Origin of the sequence: Bradyrhizobium ontarionense (genome assembly GCF_021088345.1) — a bacterium.
GTDB lineage: Bacteria > Pseudomonadota > Alphaproteobacteria > Rhizobiales > Xanthobacteraceae > Bradyrhizobium > Bradyrhizobium ontarionense.
In genome coordinates, this window is record NZ_CP088156.1 from 1,114,254 (window position 1) to 1,131,036 (window position 16,783).

Below are 16,783 nucleotides of genomic sequence, written 5' to 3' on the forward strand. Positions count from 1 at the left end.
TTTGTCGTTACTGCGAAGCTCTTGGCCTGCGTGGGCGCAGCCTCGACGGCGGACGACCGTAGAGAGCAACGAAAGTCGCGCTCATGCGGCGCGGGCTGGAAAAGCCGGCGCGGCTTGCAATCCGCGCAATCGGCAGTTCGGTCTCATCGAGCATCCGCTTGGCGCGCTGGATGCGCAGCGATTGCGCCATCTGCGTCGGCGACGCGTCAAGATGCGCCGCGAACAAGCGGGCCAGATGACGCGCGCCAATACCGAGTCGATCCGCCAGCGCATCGATGCCGTCATGGTCGAGCGCACCGGCCTCGATCAGGGTCAGCGCGCGATCCACGGTGCTCTGCGTTCCCCTCCAGGCCGGGCAGAACGGCGCGGTCTCGGGGCGGCAGCGCAGGCAGGGGCGATAGCCGGCGCCTTCGGCTGCCGCAGCGCTGCGGTAGAAGTGGACGTTACGCGCCAGCGGCGTCCGCACCCGGCAGACCGGCCGGCAATAGACGCCGGTCGTCCTGACGGCGACGAAGACGATGCCGTCGAGCGCGGCGTCGCGACGGCAAAGCGCCTGGTAGAGGGCTGCAGGATCACGCATGACGTCCATGTACCCCGATTGCCCATTCGTCGCGAGCAGCGGCCGATGATCAGGTCCGAAAACGACCGCTCCGCCCCCGCGGGATCCTCATCGAAGGGCTTGGCACCAGCTTCGGGACGCCAGAACCACATGACTGGTTTTTTGGAGTTGCTGAGAAAGTTGCTATTCCAGCGTAGCCTAAATTGGTGCTCTCTCAAGCCGGGATCGGTGCTTGGCGAGAATGACACGAACGAAGGGCGTTACCCAGAACTGCTGTTCGGGATCGTCGAAGTCCTCAGCATCGAGCACCGACCAATACCAGACAGTATGAGCATGGAGATCGATGTTCCGGTCGAGGATATCGAGGACACGTTGCCATCGCGGGTCAGGATCGGGGCGATCCTCCAAGAACCGCAGATCCTCGAATGACTGAAGGATCGTCTCCATGAGTACGAAGCGCTCGTCTTCGCTCAGCTCCCCGCTTTCATATGCAGAGAGAAATTCGTCGATCCTCATCGCATCTGCCACTTCCCACTCCCAGTCCTGCATCTGAGGATGGTACGGAAAGCCGAAACGGCGGCACAACGCGTTCACGGCCTCGCGCGTAGGGTAGCGCCGGAGATGGTCTGGTAGGCTGGACATCGATCGCTCGGGGCGTCATGGTTCGAGGCACGCCGCGCACGGCGCTCCTCGCCATCGGGATTTGCTGTTGCGCCTGGATCCGAGCGCGCTTCTCAATCAAACCAGGTCTTGTAGATCGCCTGATAGCTGCCGTTCTCGGTCGAGATGTGCAGCCACTGGTCGACGAAGGCCTTCAGCGCCATGTCGCGCTGCAGCCAGTAGGCCTTCTCGGAGAAGTCGAACGGCTTGTCGGGGTGGACGGCGCAGAGCACGCCGGGATGCAGCTTCTGCTGATAGCGTGTCTCGGAGGCGTCCGTCATCATCAGGTCGGCGTCGCCCTTGGCAATCTCGTCGAAGATGGTGACGTTGTCGTTGTGGACCTTGATCTCGGCCGCCTTGACGTTGGCGCGGGCGAAGCGCTCGTTGGTGCCGCCGGGATTGACGATGATGCGGGTGCCGGGCTTGTCGATGTCGGACAGCGTCTGGTACTTCGACGTGTCGGTGCAGCGGGCGATCGGGGTCTTGCCCTCGCGCATGATCGGCGTCGTGAAGTAGCCCTTCTTCTGCCGGTCGAGCGTGATCGACACGCCGCCCATGGCGACGTCGAACTTGTCGGCCTCGAAATCCTTCATCAGCTGCGGCCAGCTGGTCGGCACGAACTCGACCTTGACGCCGAGCGCCTTGCCGAGCGCCTCGGCCATGTCGACGTCGAAGCCGGAGAACCTGGCCGTCGCCTTGTCGAGATAGGTGAACGGCTTGTAGTCGCCGGTCATGCCGACGCGCAGAGCGCCGCGCTGCATGATCTCGTCGAGGCGGGAAGCCTGTTCTGCGACGGCGGGGGCCGCGAGGCTGCAGACCAATGCCACGCCGGTCAGGGCGGCGAGCGTCCGGTTGAAAAGTCCCATATTGCAATACCCTCGTTCCGATGGACCGAGCTAGTCTTTACCCGAGGTCGCGCCGCCCGACGATAGGCGGAAGAGGGTGGTCGGTGAGCCCGTGAGGACAGTCCGTTGAGTATCACGATGGTAGAGGCCTCGGTCGAGGTGTTCGTGCCCTATCTCCGCAACCTGTCGGCGCTGCTCGACAAGGCGGCGGCCTTTGCCGAGGCCCGCCAGATCGATCCGGCGGAGCTGCTGCAGGCACGGCTTGCGCCCGACATGTTCACCCTGATCCGGCAGGTCTGCGAGGCCAACCGCCACGCCACCATCGCCTGCGCGCTGCTGGCCGGCCAGACGCAGCCTGCGGTCGCGGAAAGCGATACGGACATTGCCGGGCTGAAGGCCAGGATCGCGGCGGCGGTCGACTTTGTCCAGAGCGTGCCGCGGGACGTGATCGCGGGCAGTGGCGACCGCGAGGTGGTGTTCACCTTCCGCAGCGGCGCGACGCGCACCTTCAGCGGCCGCTCATTGCTGCTGACGTTCAGCCTGCCGCAGTTCTTTTTTCATGTCACGACCGCCTATGACGTCCTGCGCCACGCCGGCGTGCCGCTGGCGAAGCCCGATTATCTCGGGCCGCCGCGATAGCGCGCGGGGGACGATCGCATGCGATGTCGACGATGTGCGGCGTCCTTCGAGATGCGCGCCTAGCGGCGTCCTCGGGACGAGGGCTGCTTCTCCGGGAAACCATGGGCCCTCAGGATGAGGAGCGCCGCTTGCGGCGCGTCTCGAACCATGAGGCCGGGGCGGCTACTTCTCGCCGGTACCGTTTGGGAGAAACGGCGCGGTCGGTCCCTTGCCGGTCATCTCGTTCTTCAGCGCCTCGAAGCGCTCCGCGGCTTCGCGGGCGCGGGTATCGACCAGCTCGACGGCGGCCTCGGCGGTCATCGGGCCGCTGCTGACGGCGATCGAGGTCGGCCCGACGGTCTCGTCGACATAATAGCCATCGTCGCCGCGCCGTGCCGTCCAACGGAAACGGATCGCCGAAATGGGGCCGGGGCCGACCTTGGTATATCCATCAGCCTGATCGAACGGCACGACCGTCGCGCTGGCCCTCTTGGCTGGCGTCGTCCTGTCGGCCGGCTTGGCCGCTTCCGGCTGATCCAGAATGCTCGCTATCGTTGCGAGCGCGTGCTCCGTCGCAACACTCATGACCACCCCTGTTCCCTACTGGCACGCGTAAACTCCGGCGCCAATAGTCACAGTTGTAGCGGGATCTGGGCAAGATGCAAGAATGCGTTGAAATTTGGGCGACAAAGCGGTGGACGCAGGTCCGAAGCCAGCTGTGTCCTTGCCAACCGCCGGCGCTCGGATACGGCCACAGCGCCGGGGCGGGCCGATCCCGCCACCAGCGCCGATGGAGCCCTTACAGCACGTCCTGATTGATCACGTTCTGCCGGATGGGGTCGCCGTCGAGCACACTGAGGATGTTGCGGGCGGTCTGCTCGCTCATGCGGTCGACGGCCTCGCGGGTGACGCCGGCCACGTGCGGGGCCATGATCAAATTCGGCAGGCCATGGAGCGCATGGCCGACCGGCGGCGGCTCCTGCTCGAACACGTCGAGCCCGGCGCCGGCCAGCCGGCCGGACACCAGCGCGTCGTGCAGCGCCGCCTCGTCGATCAGCCCGCCGCGCGCGGTGTTGATCAGATAGGCCGAAGGCTTCATCAGCCTGAGACGCGCGGCGTTGAACAGGCCGATGGTCTCCGGTGTCTTCGGGCAGTGGATGCTGACGAAGTCGGCGCGCGGCAGCGCCGCGTCGAGGTCAGTGACCGGCTCGCAGCCGGCCGCGGCGATGTCGGCGGCGGGCTTGTAGGGATCGTAGACCAGCACCTGCATTTCCATCGCCAGGCAGCGCTTGGCGGTGCGGGTTCCGATCCGGCCGAAGCCGATGATCAGCACGGTCTTGCCATAGAGATCGAATGGCAGCACGCCGAGCCGCGCGCCCCAGGTGCCGTCCCTGACCATGGCGTGCATCTCGTTGGCGCGCTTGGCGAGCGTCAGCATCATGAACAGGGCCTGCTCGGCGACCGACGGCGAGTTCGCAGTGCCCGCCACCATCAGCGGCACCCTGTGTTTGCTCAGTGCCGGCACGTCGACCGCGTCGAAGCCGACGCCGATCCGGGTCACGACCTTCATGTCGCCTGCGGCGAGCAGCTCCGGCTCGCCGAAGCGGGTGGCGCCGAGGGCTACGCCATGCACCGGCGCGTGGGAGGTCAGCAGCGTAGAGAAATCGGCCGCCGAGATCATGTTGGGGAATTCGATCATCTCGACGTCGTCGCGCGCCGCGAGCAGCGCGCGGCCCTTGGCCGAGAAGGATTCCGTGACGAGGATCTTGTTCTTGTTGCTTGCCGTCCTGGTGCTCATGTCCTGCCCTTGAACCACGTGTTCTTGTGGCCTCGTCAGATGACGACGCCCGTGGTCTCGTTTAGCAGGTGCATGTTGTTGAGGTCCATCGCCATGCGCAGGGGAGCACCATCGCGGGCGCCGGCATTGGGGTTGACGCGCCCGCAGGCCGGCGTGGCGTCGAGCGTGAAGTAGACCAGGGTCTCCATGCCCATCGGTTCGGTGACGTCGAGGACGGCCTCGAACGGCTCGATTCCGGGCTCGGCATGCGGCCTGATCTCGGTGATGTGCTCCGGCCTGATCCCCAGCAGCAGCGGCTCATTCCGCGACACGGATTGATAGCGGGCGGCGCGCGCCGGCGGCAGCGGGAAGGCGGTGCGGTCGGTGAGCCGGATGTGGAGCCGGCCGCTGGCCTCCTCGAGCCGGCACGGCAGGAAATTCATGGCGGGCGAGCCGATGAAGCCCGCGACGAATCGCGTCGCCGGATTGTGATACAGCTCGTTCGGCGTGCCGATCTGCTCGATGCGGCCCTTGTTCATGACGACGACGCGATCGGCGAGCGTCATGGCCTCGACCTGGTCGTGGGTGACATAGACCGTCGTGGTCCGCACCTTCTGATGCACCTTCTTGATCTCGATGCGCATCTGCACGCGCAGCTTGGCGTCGAGATTCGACAACGGCTCGTCGAACAGGAACACCTTGGGATTGCGGACGATGGCGCGTCCCATCGCCACGCGCTGGCGCTGGCCGCCGGACAGCTGCTTCGGCTTGCGGTCGACGAGGTCGGCGATGTCGAGCATGCGCGCGGCTTCCGCGACGCGGTTCTTGATCTCGGCTTTGGGGTAGTGCTTCAGCCGCAACCCGAACGACATGTTCTCCGCCACCGTCATGTGCGGATAGAGCGCGTAGTTCTGGAACACCATGGCGATGTCGCGGTCCTTGGGCGGCACGTCGTTGACGACGTCGCCGCCGATCGTGATGTCGCCGTCGGAGATGTCCTCGAGCCCCGCGATCATCCGCAAGGTGGTCGACTTGCCGCAACCGGACGGACCGACCAGCACGACGAATTCGTGGTCGGCGATGTCGAGATCAATGCCTCGGACGGCCTCGACGTCGTCGTAGCGCTTCACGATCTTGCGCAAGCTCACTTCAGCCATGTCGTCCTCTCGTCTCAGCCTTTGGTCGCGCCGGCCGTCAGCCCGGCGATGTAGTAGTCCATCAGGAACGCGTAGATGATCAGCGGCGGCGCGGCGCCGAGCAGGGCGCCGGTCATGATCTGCCCCCAGTTGAAGACGTCGCCCTTGATCAGGCTCGTCACGATGCCGACCGGCAGCACCAGCTGGTCCGTCGAGGTGGTGAACACCAGCGGATAGAGGAACTGCGCCCAGGACACGGTGAAGGCGAAGATGGTCGCCGCGATCAGGCCGGGCAGGGCGACCGGGATGAAGATGCGGATGAGCGTCTGCAGCCAGGAGGCACCGTCGATGATGGCGGCCTCGTCGAGCTCCTTCGGAATCGAGGCGAAATAGCCGATCATGATCCAGGTGCAGAACGGCACCGTCAGGGTCGGATAGATCAGCAGCAGCACGTACCAGCGGTTGATCAGCTGGATCCCCGTGACGTCGCCGATCAGCGCGAACATCTTGAACAGCGGAATGAACAGCAGGCTGTCCGGAACCAGATAGGTCAGGAAGACGCCGGTCGCGAGCGTGGCCGAGCCCCAGAACTTCATGCGCGACAGCGCGAACGCGGCGGGGATGCTGATCAGCATCGTGATGATCACCACGACGATCGAGACCATGGCCGAGTTGAAGAAGAAGCGCATGAACTGGTTGGACGTCAGCAGGCCGACGTAGTTCTCCAGGGTCGGATGGAACACCCACCACGGATTGGTCGCGGCCGAGATCTCCGCGCTGCCCTTCAGCGAGGTGATCAGCATGTAGAGCGGCGGCACCAGCGAGAAGATCGCGAACAGCGTCAGGAAGAAGTATGACCAGCGCAGCGCCCAGGCGCGGTCGCGGCTCATCGAGCCGTATTTGACATTGCGGGTCGGGCCGGCCTTGTCGATCGTGAGCGTGCTCATCAGGATTCGTTCCCCCGCTTGGAGACGTCGCGCAGGATGAAGATCGCGGCGACCGCCAGGATCGGCACCATGAACAGCGAGACGCTGGCGCCGAGCGGGATGTCGCTGCCCTCGATGCCGACCCGGAACGCCCAGGTCGCGAAGATGTGCGTCTTGTCGAGCGGGCCGCCGGCGGTGAGGATGCGGACGATATCGAAATTCGCGAACGTCACGATCAGCGAGAACAGCGTGGTGATCGCGATGATGTTGCGCATCATCGGCAGGGTGACGTACCAGATGCGCTGCCACCAATTGGCGCCGTCGATCGCCGCGGCCTCATAGAGCTGCTCGGGCACCGACTTCAGCGCCGCCAGATACATGATCATGAAGAACGGCGCGCCGTACCAGACGTTGACCAGGATCACCGAGAACCGCGCCCAGGCGGCATCGCCGGTCCAGGGAATCGGGCCGATGCCGAAGAAGGCGAGCGTGTAGTTGAAGGCGCTGTAGGATGGATCGAACAGCCACAGCCAAGCCAGCGTGCTCATCGCCGGCGGGATCACCCAGGGCACCAGCAGCATGCCGCGCCACTTGCGCTGTCCCTTGGCCGGGATGTTGTGCACGAAGTGCGCGACGATGAAGCCGATCAGGGCTTTGAACACCACCGCCGTGATCGCGAAGATGCAGGACTGCTTGACGACCAGCCAGAACGTGTCGCGCTTGAACAGGAACTCGAAATTGCCGAGGCCGACGAACCGCTGCATCGACTTGTTCAGGGTCGCCAGATGCACCGAATACAGCGCCGGATAGACCACCAGCAGCACGATCAGGAGGATCAACGGCAGCGTCATCAGGAAGGCGGCGGTCGACTTGCGCTTCAACGCATGACGCAGGCCCTTGCGGCCCGCGGCCCTGCGGGGGCGAGCGACGGTGTTTTCGCCGATTACGGCATCGACCATGAAAGCTGGCTCCTCGTGACTCTGCCGGCCGGGCAGCCGGGCATTCACCGGGCGGGGCGAAGAGACGGCGCTGATGGCGACGGCCCGCCGGATGCGGGCCGCCATCACTGGGATGAAGCGCGTTCAGCTGCGCATGAAGCCTTCACACTCGCCTTCGGCCCAGGCGAGGGTCGCTTCCATCTTCTCGCCCTGGGCGTAGCGCAGGCACATCTTGGTCATGGTCGCCTGCGCATAGATCTGCTGCGCGATCTTGGGCGGCGCAGGCGATGCCGCGATCGACAGCGTCTGGTGATTGTAGGGATTGGGATAGTGGTAGAGCGTCCCCGTCGGCGGTCCCTGTTCCTGCCATACCTTGAGTGTCGTCAGCTTTTCGTAGGCGGGCAGGTCGTAGCCGCCGCTCGCCACCACCATCTTCTCGATCGATGACGGCTTCGACAGGTGCACGATCAGGCTCTTGGCCGCTTCCTTGTTCTTGGAAAACGACCAGATGCTCCAGAAGTAGGGTAGGAAGGGTGCGAAGCGGCCCTTGGGCCCGGCCGGGAAGCCGTGGGTCCAGCACTGCTCTGCGATCTGCGGCGCGTCGCGCTTGGCGACCGCCCAGGCGCTCGGCGGGTTCATGATCATCGCGCCCTTGCCTGAGACCAGCCATTTGTTGTTGGACGCGTCGTCCCACGAGGCGACATCCGGCGGCAACGCCGCGATCAGCCGCTTGTAGAATTCGAGCGACTGGCGAACGGCGTCGGTCTTCACCGTGACGTCACCCTTCGCATTCACCAGCTCGGCACCGAAGGCCTGGAAGAACGCGCCGGCGGAGTCGACGCTGTCGGTGGTTTCGCCGAGGCCTATGCCGAAGGGCACGCCGCCCTTCTGACAGGCTTCGGCGGCCTTCAGGAAGGTCTCGGTGGTCCAGCTGTCCGCCTTCGGCGGACCGCCCGCGGGATACAGCTCCTGCACGTCGATGCCGGCGTGCTTCTTCATGAGATCGATGCGCGTACAGGGGCCCTTGATCTGGCTGCCGACGCAGGCCGGTACGGCCAGCCATTTGCCGCCGGACTGTCCGAGATATTTGACGGTACCGTTCACGGCGCCGTTTTCCTGGATGATCGGCTCCATGATGTCGTTGACCGGCTCGAGCAGCTCGGCATGCGCGTGCGGCCACCAGGTCGGCATCGCGATCAGGTCGTGTCCGGACTTGGCGGCGCCTTCGGCGGCGATCGTCAGCTCGATCTTCTTGCCCTGGCTGGTGATGTAGTCGATCTGGACCTCGACTTTCTCCTTGGCGGCCCATTCGTTGACGAGATCGGTCGAAGCCTGGTTGGCGCCGGGTACCCAGTGATCCCAGAAGCCCATCGAGAGCTTGCCGGCAGCGTAAGCACCGCGCACATAGGGTGCGGTGATCAGAACCGCCGAGCTGGCGGCCGTCGCAGCAACGAATTGTCGGCGGTTCAGTTTCCTCCGTGACATGGCGTTCCCTCCCTGGTGAGCCAAGCGTTCTGACGACCACGAATCCGATTTGTTAGTTATTGCGTCGCGAGGCGTGCGCGCGCGGATTTCGTTCGGATGTAATCAGAGCAGAATTGTATGCAGCTGTCGAGAAAGCAGGTGAGGCGAAACTTGGAACTAACGGCGTACGCAATTTGTCGCAGGCGCCGCGCCGGCTGCAACGCAGCGATGAGCTGCTGCGACGCAATGCGATCGAGCCGCCGGTCTGGCCGGGGACGAAAGGCCTGCGCATGAATGCGCGTTCGATCCAGGTGCAGCAGATGGACTTGCGCGTTGCGGCAACGATAGAATTCGACCGACTCGCGGGCCGTCAGGTCATGTCGCCGCCGACGGCCCGCCACCATTGCACAGGGGAGCCTGAACTAATGACGGCACGTGGACGGGCCATAAGGACGCGCGGTCGGCTTTGCATCGCAGCAGGAACGCTGGTGGTGATCTGCGCCTTGACGGGCCCGCCGCGTCAGGTTGACGCGCAGGGACTGTTCAAGGGGGTCGAACAGGGAGCCCGCGAGGGCAACAAGGCGGCGGGTCCGGTCGGCGGCGTGCTGGGCGGCGCAATCGGCGGAGTGGTCGGGGTCGTCACCGGCGTCACGGGCGTGCTCACCGGAAACAACGGCCAGCAGAGTGCGCAGCCTGGGGCAGCGCCGGCCGAAGGCAAGAGGTCAAAATCGTCCAAGACGACCAAGGCCAGCAAGTCCGCCAAGGCTGGACCGATGTTGACGCAGCAAGGTGTCCCGGAGCTGACCGCCGAGCAGATCGTCGCCAACAGCGACACCAATGTCGAGCGTCTGAAGGGCGGGCTCAACCTGACGGCGGAGCAGGAGAAGAGCTGGAGCCCGTTCGCCAACGCGATGCACGCGCTCGGCCGCAAAGGTGCGGATCGCCTGAACCTGCGCATTGCGCGGGCGAAGCGTGATCCGCCGGACGACATCATCGAGCAGATGCGTAACGAGGCGCAGTTCCTGGTCGATCGCGCCGCCGATCAGCGCGCGGTCTCCGATGCGGCCGAGCCGCTCTATACCAGCCTGGACGACAAGCAGAAGCAGACCTTCATCGACGAGATGGTGCGACTCAGTCACGAGCGCGGGCTCGACTGAGCCGGCGCTGGAATCAGGAGAGCCGACGTTGAGCCAAGAGCGCGGCCTACGCCAAGCGCACCTCGACGGTGCTTCCCAGAAGGGCATCGTCCAGGCGGCTGGCGCAGCGAGGATGCTCCCGCGTCAGCGGGCTGGCAAGCATGTTTCAGAATGTAGACCCCGTCCGATCACGGCCACAATTCTGGCACATCAATTGAAGCTGCTGTAATTGAAGCTGCTGTTTCAGTGCATCTTGATGGGCGTTGCGGCTGGCCGTCATATGTGAATTGTACCGGCGGGATTTTTTGCTGCTGGCGACCAACGGCAGCCAAAATTCGCATTGGCCCGAGAGCGGGCCAGAAGACCTTTCAGCTTGGGCGTATGGGGGATGATTGTTGTCGAGAATGCGGCGTTGGATTGAAGCTCGGATGGGTGATGGCAAGACCAGAGCGGCGGACCGCCTGGACCCGGACGTGACACTCATGATCGATTCTCTCCAATCGGAATTGAGAGCCGCCAAGGATGATGCCCTGCGGTACAAGCGGATCACCGAAGAGATGGGCGTGATCATGGGCCGGCTGCGCGACGAGCGCGACCACCACAAGCTCGAACGGGAGTCCGTGTCCGCGGAGTTGCGGCGGCTGACGCGGCCAAGAGCTGTCCCGGCCTCCGGCAAGGGTTTGGCGAACCGCACGGCCAACGGCCATGCCGGGCCGGCCTTGAGGAAATCTCATTCGTCCGCCCTGCGGGTGTTGTGCGTGGGCACCGGGCGCGATGGAACGACGTCTCTCACACGGATGATGCAGGACGTCTTCGACATCCAGGGCGACGGCGATGCGGCCGTGCATGAATGGGCGTCGAGTGAGCTGAACGAGCTGTTCTGCCAGCTCAAGGAGACGGGCGATCGCAGCTTCGAGGATCAGATCCGCCAGACCATCCTCAACTGTCCCCATGCGTGCGTCGTCGGCAACGGCTTTGCGGCCGTTCTGCCGGTCATCGCCGAGCTGCTCGGTGATCAGGTGACTCTGGTGCACTTGCGCCGCCGCGATCGCGCGGCCTGCATCGCAAGTCTGACCGAAAACGCAGAGCTGTCGCCGCAAAACCATGTCTACTACGCCGACTCGCCGGCAGCGCAGCGGAAGCGGCCGACCGCTTTCCATTTCGGAGAGATGTCCAGGGAGCAATGGACGAAGCTGTCGCAGGCCGCCAAGTTCGGGTGGTACTACGATAAGACCCACGCCCTCATCGAAAAACACAAGAGCCTGTTTCCGAATACGCTCGCCGTCGACACGGAGGACCTGAGCGCAGACAGCGTACGCGCCGCGCTGGCTCACGCTGCCGGCAGCACCGCAGCGCCGCGCGCCTTCCATGTCAACCGGTTCGTCGATCTGCGCCATGTGCCGGTCGATCGTCGCAGCTTCGTGCAGCGGCTGTTGGGCCAGCTCGACGTCCAGAAGCTTGCGCACGACGATCTCTACGGATTGAGGCAGGTCCTCAACGAGATGATCTACCATCTGTCCCATTTTCCCGACGCGGCGCCCGGCGCGCTCGATGAGCTGCGCTGGACGCTGAGGGAGATGCATGGGGTTCTCAACAACCGTATCGACGACGTTCGCGAACTGATGGAGCGTGTCGGTGCAGGAGTGGAGACGGAAGGTCTCTCGAATGATCAGGAGCAGGACGCCCCGCGCCGGCGCAGCGGATCACGCCTGAGCAATTGATCCGACGATGCCCATAGCGCCCCCCATGGCCCCACCGGCTCTGCGCATGTCGGCCAAAGTGTAGGACGATCTGTGACCGAGCGCGGCCGGGGCCCGCCCGCGCTGGCCGGCCCGTGTGTCCGTCAGCTGGTTCATGGCGGGTTGTTCGATCAGCCATCTCACACGGAGTCCTGCCGTACGCAGGACTCCGTCATGTTCAGTCTTGTCTCGCTCATGCAAAGTCGGTGGACCGGGAGACCATTTCCTATTCCGCGATCTCCGCCTTCATCGCCGCGATCCTGTCCTCGACGAGCTTGAACGCATCTGCACCAAGATAGAGTCGCACCGGCGGGTGATCGGACCCGACCAGCTTCACAGCGCCTGCGCGGCCTTGGCTGGATCGCCGGGCTGCTTGCCACTTTTCGCCTGACGTGCCGCACGGAGGGGGGCATCACCGCGTCATAGTCGGCGATGCTCCGGCCCGCGCGGATCATCGACCGGCTCGTCCAATCCGAGCCTGGACCTGACTTGGCGCTGTCCTGGCGATTGACAGGCAATTATTACATGTCTAAAAATATGCAAATTCATATAATTTACGAGATGCCTGAATGGACGCGCATCCGCTCAAGCTCAAGGTGAGATCGTATGCGGCGGAGACGCCGTTCATACGTAGCCTGGTGTTTGACGTGGAGGAGGGCGTCGTGCCGCGATGGCAGGCCGGTGCACATATCCGCGTGGCGCTCCCGAATGGAGGCGACCGGCCGTACTCGCTGATGGCTCTACCGAACCTCCCCGAGGGGGCGCTGGCGCTCGGGGTGCTGCGCGAGGAGGCTTCGACCGGCGGCTCGCGGTTCATGCATGCGCTGAAGATCGGCGACGTCGTGAAGGCAAGTGAGCCGGTGAACAATTTTCATCTGCACGAGGGAACAGCGCCCGCGCTGCTGTTTGCCGGCGGGATTGGTGTCACGCCGATCCTGTCGATGGCGGCAGAGCTCACGGCCCGCGCAAGTCCGTATCGCCTGCACTATGCGGGCCGCTCGGAAGGGCTGTTGGCATTCCTGCCGCATTTGCAGGAGATTTGCGCCAACGGGCTGTCCGTTCATTACGATAGCGACGAGTCCCGCCTGGACATTGCGGCAGCGCTCGGCGAAGCCGCCGCGAACTCCCACATCTACGTCTGCGGTCCGGCGGGGATGATCGATGCGGTGAAGGCGGCCGCACTTGCCGGGGGCGTCCCGGCGGAGCGCGTCCACTACGAGCTTTTTAAGGCGGAGCAGCCGTCCTCGCCCGATTTGCCGTTTGAGGTCGAGCTCAAATCGACCGGGCAGGTCGTCAGCGTCGCAGCTGATCAGACCATCATCCAGGCGCTGGAGGCCGCAGGTCTCGACGTGCTCTACGATTGCCAGCGCGGCGATTGCGGCATCTGCCAGTGCGGCGTGGTCGCGGGCGTGCCCGACCATCGCGACGTCATCCTCAGCGACGACGAGAAGGCCTCCAACAAGGTCATGCAGATCTGCGTGTCGCGCGCGAAGTCGGAACGTCTGGTGCTGGATTTATGAGGGAGGCGGGGACGCCATGACGAAATACGGAAGCAATGCCCACGCGATTGCCGCGCTGGTGCGCGAGGCCGAGGTTCACCGCGACGTCTACGTCGACCCCGAGATCTTCGAGCTCGAGATGGAGCATCTGTTCCCGAACAGCTGGGTCTATGTCGGGCATGCGAGCCAGCTGTCGAAGCCCGGCGATTTCATCACCGCCAATATCGGCCGGCAGCCGGTGCTGGCAAGCCGCCATACCGACGGCTCCATCCACGTGTTCTACAATCGCTGTCCGCACAAGGGCGTGAAGATCGCATCCGAACCCTGCGGCAACACCGGAAAATTCTTCCGGTGCCCCTATCACGCCTGGTCTTTCAAGACCGACGGCTCGCTGCTCGCGATCCCGCTGAAGAAAGGCTACGAGGGCACCGGCTTTGGCGACACCCAGGCGAACGAGGGCCTGTCGAAGGTCAAGAACGTCGTGATCTATCGCGACTTCATCTTCGCGCGGCTGAATGACAACGGCGTCTCCTTCGAGGACTATTTCGGCGAGAGCCTTTCAACAATCGACAATATGGTCGACCGCTCGCCGGAAGGGAAGCTCGCCGTCATGGCGACCCCGATCCGCTACATGCATACCTGCAACTGGAAGATGCTGGTCGAGAACCAGACCGACACCTGCCATCCGATGGTGGCGCATGAGAGCTCGGCCGGCACCGCGGTGAAGGTCTGGAAGCGCGAGCAGGGCGATGCCACGGAGACGCCGATGGCGGTGCAGCTCTACGGTCCCTTCATGAGCCCGTACGAGTTCTACGAGCAGAGCGGCATCAGGATCTGGCCGAACGGCCATGGCCACACCGGCGTCGCCAACTCCATCCATTCGAACTACTCGGATGTCCCCGGCTATCTCGACCAGATGGTCGCAGCCTATGGCGAGAAGCGGGCGCACGAGATCCTCGGCGAGGTCCGGCACAACACCGTGTATTTCCCGAACATCATGGTCAAGGGCGCCGTCCAGATCCTGCGCAACTTCATCCCGATCGCGGTCGACAGGACGCTGGTCGAGAGCTGGGTCTATCGCCTGGTCGGCGCGCCCGACAAGCTCTACGAGCGTGCGTTGATGTACAACCGCTTCATCAACGCGCCGACCTCGATCGTGGGCCATGACGACCTCGAGATGTATGAGCGGGCGCAGGAAGGGTTGAAGTCCAACGGCAATCAATGGATCAACCTGCGGCGGCTCTACGACGGCAACGAAGAGCAGGACGTCACGGCGGTGATCAACGGCACCTCCGAGCGCCAGATGCGGAACCAGTTTCATGCCTGGGCGAAATTCATGACCATGGACATGGACAAGCACGTCGAGGCCGCCGAATGATCACCGAAAACACGATCGCCGACTTCATCTACCGGGAGGCCGAGCTTCTCGACACGATGCAATGGCAGGCCTGGCTCGATCTGTTTCACCCCGAAGGACACTATTGGATGCCGCTCGAGTGGCAGCAGCAGGATCCGGTGCTCCAGCCGTCGCTGATGTACGAGGACCTGCTGCTGCTGAAGGTCCGGGTCGAGCGTCTGGCCGGCGAGCGCACCTTCAGCCAGAAGCCGAAGAGCCGTTGCCATCATCTGCTCCAGGCGCCGCGGATCGTCGCGTGCGACGCCGTGGCCGGCGTGTTCAAGGCCCGGACCTCCTACATCTACACCGAAACGCGCGGTGACATGCTGGAGCGTTATTCGGGATGGGCGTCGCATGAAATCGTTCAGGTCGGCGATACCCTCAAGATCAAGCTCAAACGCGTCGATCTCGTCAATTTCGACGCGCCATTCGGCAACATCCAGCTCTTCATGTGAGACGACCTTGACCGCTGCGACCACAGTCTACGCCCGCTTTCGCGAGACCGCCCTTCGCCGTGGCGAGGCGGGCTTCCTCAACGTGCTGCCGGAGACGGCCGGCATCTACGGCATCGCGGCGGGGGAGATCTCCTATCGCGCCATGCTTGACCGCGTGGAGCGCCGGCAAGCGGCGTTCGCTGCCTGCGGCTATGGCGAAGGCCATAGGGTCGGGCTGCTGCTTCAGAACCGGCCGGTGTTCGTCGAGCTGTGGTTCGCGCTCAACGCGCTCGGCGTCTCCGTGGTGCCGATCAATCCGGACCTGCGGGTCAGCGAACTCGAATACATCATCGCGCATTCCGAGATGAACGCTGCGTTCGTCCTCGCCGAGCGGCGCGACGAGGTGGAGATGGCGGCGCGTCAGGCCGGCCGGCCGATTCCGGTGGTGACCAGCGACGACGACGCACCCGCGCCGTTCGGTGGTGTGCGGCCGGCGAGCACGGCGGACGGCTCGACCGAATGCGCGTTGCTCTATACGTCAGGGACGACCGGGCAGCCCAAGGGCTGCGTGCTCACCAACACATATTTCCTGCATTCCGGTAACTGGTATCGCGATGTCGGCGGGCTGATCGATCTCAAGCCGGACTGCGAGCGCATGATCACGCCGCTGCCGCTGTTTCACATGAACGCGATGGCGGTATCGCTGATGGCGATGCTGTCGGTCGGCGGCAGCCTGACCATGCTCGATCGCTTCCATCCGCGCACCTGGTGGGCTTCCGTGCGCGACAGCCGTGCGACGTGCCTGCATTATCTCGGCGTCATGCCCTCGATGCTGATGAGCGCGCCGCCGGCGGCTCAGGACCGTGCGCATATCGTGCGCTTCGGGTTCGGCGCCGGCGTCGATAAGCTGCTGCACGCGCCGTTCGAGGACCGCTTCGGCTTTCCGCTGTTGGAGGCCTGGGCGATGACCGAGACGGGAAGCGGCGGCGTCATCGCCGCCAATGTCGAGCCGCGCAAGATCGGCACGAGCTGCTTTGGACGTCCGGCCCCCGAGGTCGACGTTCGCATCGTCGACGACAGCGGCAACGACGCGCCGGTCGGGACGCCGGGCGAGCTGCTGGTGCGGCGAGCCGGCGCGGACCCGCGTTACGGATTCTTCCGCGAGTACCTGAAGAATCCGACCGCCACCGCCGAGGCGTGGGACGGCGGCTGGCTGCATACCGGCGACATCGTGTCGCGCGACGCGGACGGCGATCTCCATTTCGTCGATCGCAAGAAGAACGTGATCCGCCGGTCCGGCGAGAACATTGCGGCGGTCGAGGTCGAGTCCGTTCTCAACCGCCATCCTTCGGTCCGGCAGGCCGCGGTCGCGGCGACGCCGGACCAGATGCGCGGTGACGAGGTTGCAGCGGTCATCATCACTGAGGAGGCCGGTGCCGACCGCGCGCTCGCTGAAGACATCGTCCGCTGGAGCCTGCAGCAGATGGCCTATTACAAGGCGCCGGGCTGGATCTGTTTCGTCGACAGCCTGCCGCTGACCGCAACCGAGAAGATCCAGCGCGGCGGGCTGAAGGACTTTGTCGCCAAGCTGATGTCTGATGGCGCGTTCTTTGATCTGCGCGAGCTCAAGCGGCGTCAGGTCTGACACCGGGCATG

At 64.4% G+C, this 16,783-nt stretch carries 16 protein-coding genes; 7 read left to right on the forward strand and 9 right to left on the reverse strand.

Annotated elements, in window-relative coordinates; translation table 11 throughout:
- Positions 1-7: 7 nt before the first annotated feature.
- From LQG66_RS04995 to LQG66_RS05005, 3 genes are all read right to left on the reverse strand, one after another.
- Positions 8-580, reverse strand: coding sequence for an Ada metal-binding domain-containing protein (locus LQG66_RS04995; RefSeq protein WP_231324028.1), 573 nt, complete (start codon positions 578-580; stop codon positions 8-10).
- A 177-nt stretch (positions 581-757) separates the two neighbouring features.
- Positions 758-1,201, reverse strand: coding sequence for a hypothetical protein (locus LQG66_RS05000; RefSeq protein ID WP_231324030.1), 444 nt, complete (start codon positions 1,199-1,201; stop codon positions 758-760).
- 92 nt (positions 1,202-1,293) lie between these two features.
- Entirely contained in the window at positions 1,294-2,085 is a 792-nt protein-coding gene (locus LQG66_RS05005) for a transporter substrate-binding domain-containing protein (RefSeq protein ID WP_231324032.1), read from the reverse strand.
- A gap of 117 nt (positions 2,086-2,202) precedes the next feature.
- On the opposite strand from LQG66_RS05005, the gene LQG66_RS05010 reads away from it, so the two are divergent.
- Complete coding sequence (locus tag LQG66_RS05010) at positions 2,203-2,703, forward strand: DUF1993 domain-containing protein (RefSeq protein WP_231327694.1); 501 nt, start codon at positions 2,203-2,205, stop codon at positions 2,701-2,703.
- A gap of 162 nt (positions 2,704-2,865) precedes the next feature.
- Here LQG66_RS05010 and LQG66_RS05015 read toward each other — a convergent pair whose 3' ends face one another.
- The 6 genes from LQG66_RS05015 to LQG66_RS05040 all read right to left on the reverse strand — a co-directional run bounded on the left by LQG66_RS05015 (position 2,866) and on the right by LQG66_RS05040 (position 8,944).
- Entirely contained in the window at positions 2,866-3,267 is a 402-nt protein-coding gene (locus tag LQG66_RS05015) for a hypothetical protein (protein WP_231324034.1), read from the reverse strand.
- A 214-nt stretch (positions 3,268-3,481) separates the two neighbouring features.
- Positions 3,482-4,480 carry a hydroxyacid dehydrogenase gene (locus tag LQG66_RS05020; RefSeq protein ID WP_231324036.1) on the reverse strand — a complete coding sequence of 333 codons (999 nt, stop codon included), beginning with the start codon at positions 4,478-4,480 and terminating at the stop codon, positions 3,482-3,484.
- 35 nt (positions 4,481-4,515) lie between these two features.
- Positions 4,516-5,616, reverse strand: coding sequence for an ABC transporter ATP-binding protein (locus tag LQG66_RS05025; protein ID WP_231324038.1), 1,101 nt, complete (start codon positions 5,614-5,616; stop codon positions 4,516-4,518).
- A 14-nt stretch (positions 5,617-5,630) separates the two neighbouring features.
- Positions 5,631-6,542 carry a carbohydrate ABC transporter permease gene (locus LQG66_RS05030; RefSeq protein WP_231324041.1) on the reverse strand — a complete coding sequence of 304 codons (912 nt, stop codon included), beginning with the start codon at positions 6,540-6,542 and terminating at the stop codon, positions 5,631-5,633.
- On the reverse strand, positions 6,542-7,480 hold the full coding sequence (locus LQG66_RS05035; RefSeq protein WP_231324043.1) for a carbohydrate ABC transporter permease: 939 nt from the start codon (positions 7,478-7,480) through the stop codon (positions 6,542-6,544). The genes LQG66_RS05030 and LQG66_RS05035 overlap by 1 nt, the downstream gene beginning before the upstream one ends.
- A gap of 123 nt (positions 7,481-7,603) precedes the next feature.
- The gene (locus LQG66_RS05040) at positions 7,604-8,944 is read right to left on the reverse strand and encodes an ABC transporter substrate-binding protein (RefSeq protein WP_231324045.1); all 1,341 of its coding nucleotides are present in this window, start codon (positions 8,942-8,944) and stop codon (positions 7,604-7,606) included.
- 404 nt (positions 8,945-9,348) lie between these two features.
- On the opposite strand from LQG66_RS05040, the gene LQG66_RS05045 reads away from it, so the two are divergent.
- From LQG66_RS05045 to LQG66_RS05070, 6 genes are all read left to right on the forward strand, one after another.
- Positions 9,349-10,080 carry a Spy/CpxP family protein refolding chaperone gene (locus LQG66_RS05045; protein WP_425601289.1) on the forward strand — a complete coding sequence of 244 codons (732 nt, stop codon included), beginning with the start codon at positions 9,349-9,351 and terminating at the stop codon, positions 10,078-10,080.
- 461 nt (positions 10,081-10,541) lie between these two features.
- A complete protein-coding gene (locus LQG66_RS05050; RefSeq protein WP_231324047.1) occupies positions 10,542-11,780 on the forward strand; it encodes a hypothetical protein in 1,239 nt (412 codons plus the stop codon).
- Positions 11,781-12,367: 587 nt separating this feature from the next.
- Positions 12,368-13,318: a PDR/VanB family oxidoreductase gene (locus LQG66_RS05055; protein ID WP_231324049.1), complete on the forward strand. Its 951-nt coding sequence runs from the start codon at positions 12,368-12,370 to the stop codon at positions 13,316-13,318.
- A 16-nt stretch (positions 13,319-13,334) separates the two neighbouring features.
- A complete protein-coding gene (locus tag LQG66_RS05060; protein ID WP_231324051.1) occupies positions 13,335-14,675 on the forward strand; it encodes an aromatic ring-hydroxylating dioxygenase subunit alpha in 1,341 nt (446 codons plus the stop codon).
- Positions 14,672-15,148 carry an aromatic-ring-hydroxylating dioxygenase subunit beta gene (locus tag LQG66_RS05065; protein WP_231324054.1) on the forward strand — a complete coding sequence of 159 codons (477 nt, stop codon included), beginning with the start codon at positions 14,672-14,674 and terminating at the stop codon, positions 15,146-15,148. The genes LQG66_RS05060 and LQG66_RS05065 overlap by 4 nt, the downstream gene beginning before the upstream one ends.
- Positions 15,149-15,155: 7 nt before the next feature.
- Entirely contained in the window at positions 15,156-16,772 is a 1,617-nt protein-coding gene (locus LQG66_RS05070; protein ID WP_231324056.1) for an ATP-dependent acyl-CoA ligase, read from the forward strand.
- Positions 16,773-16,783: the final 11 nt, after the last annotated feature.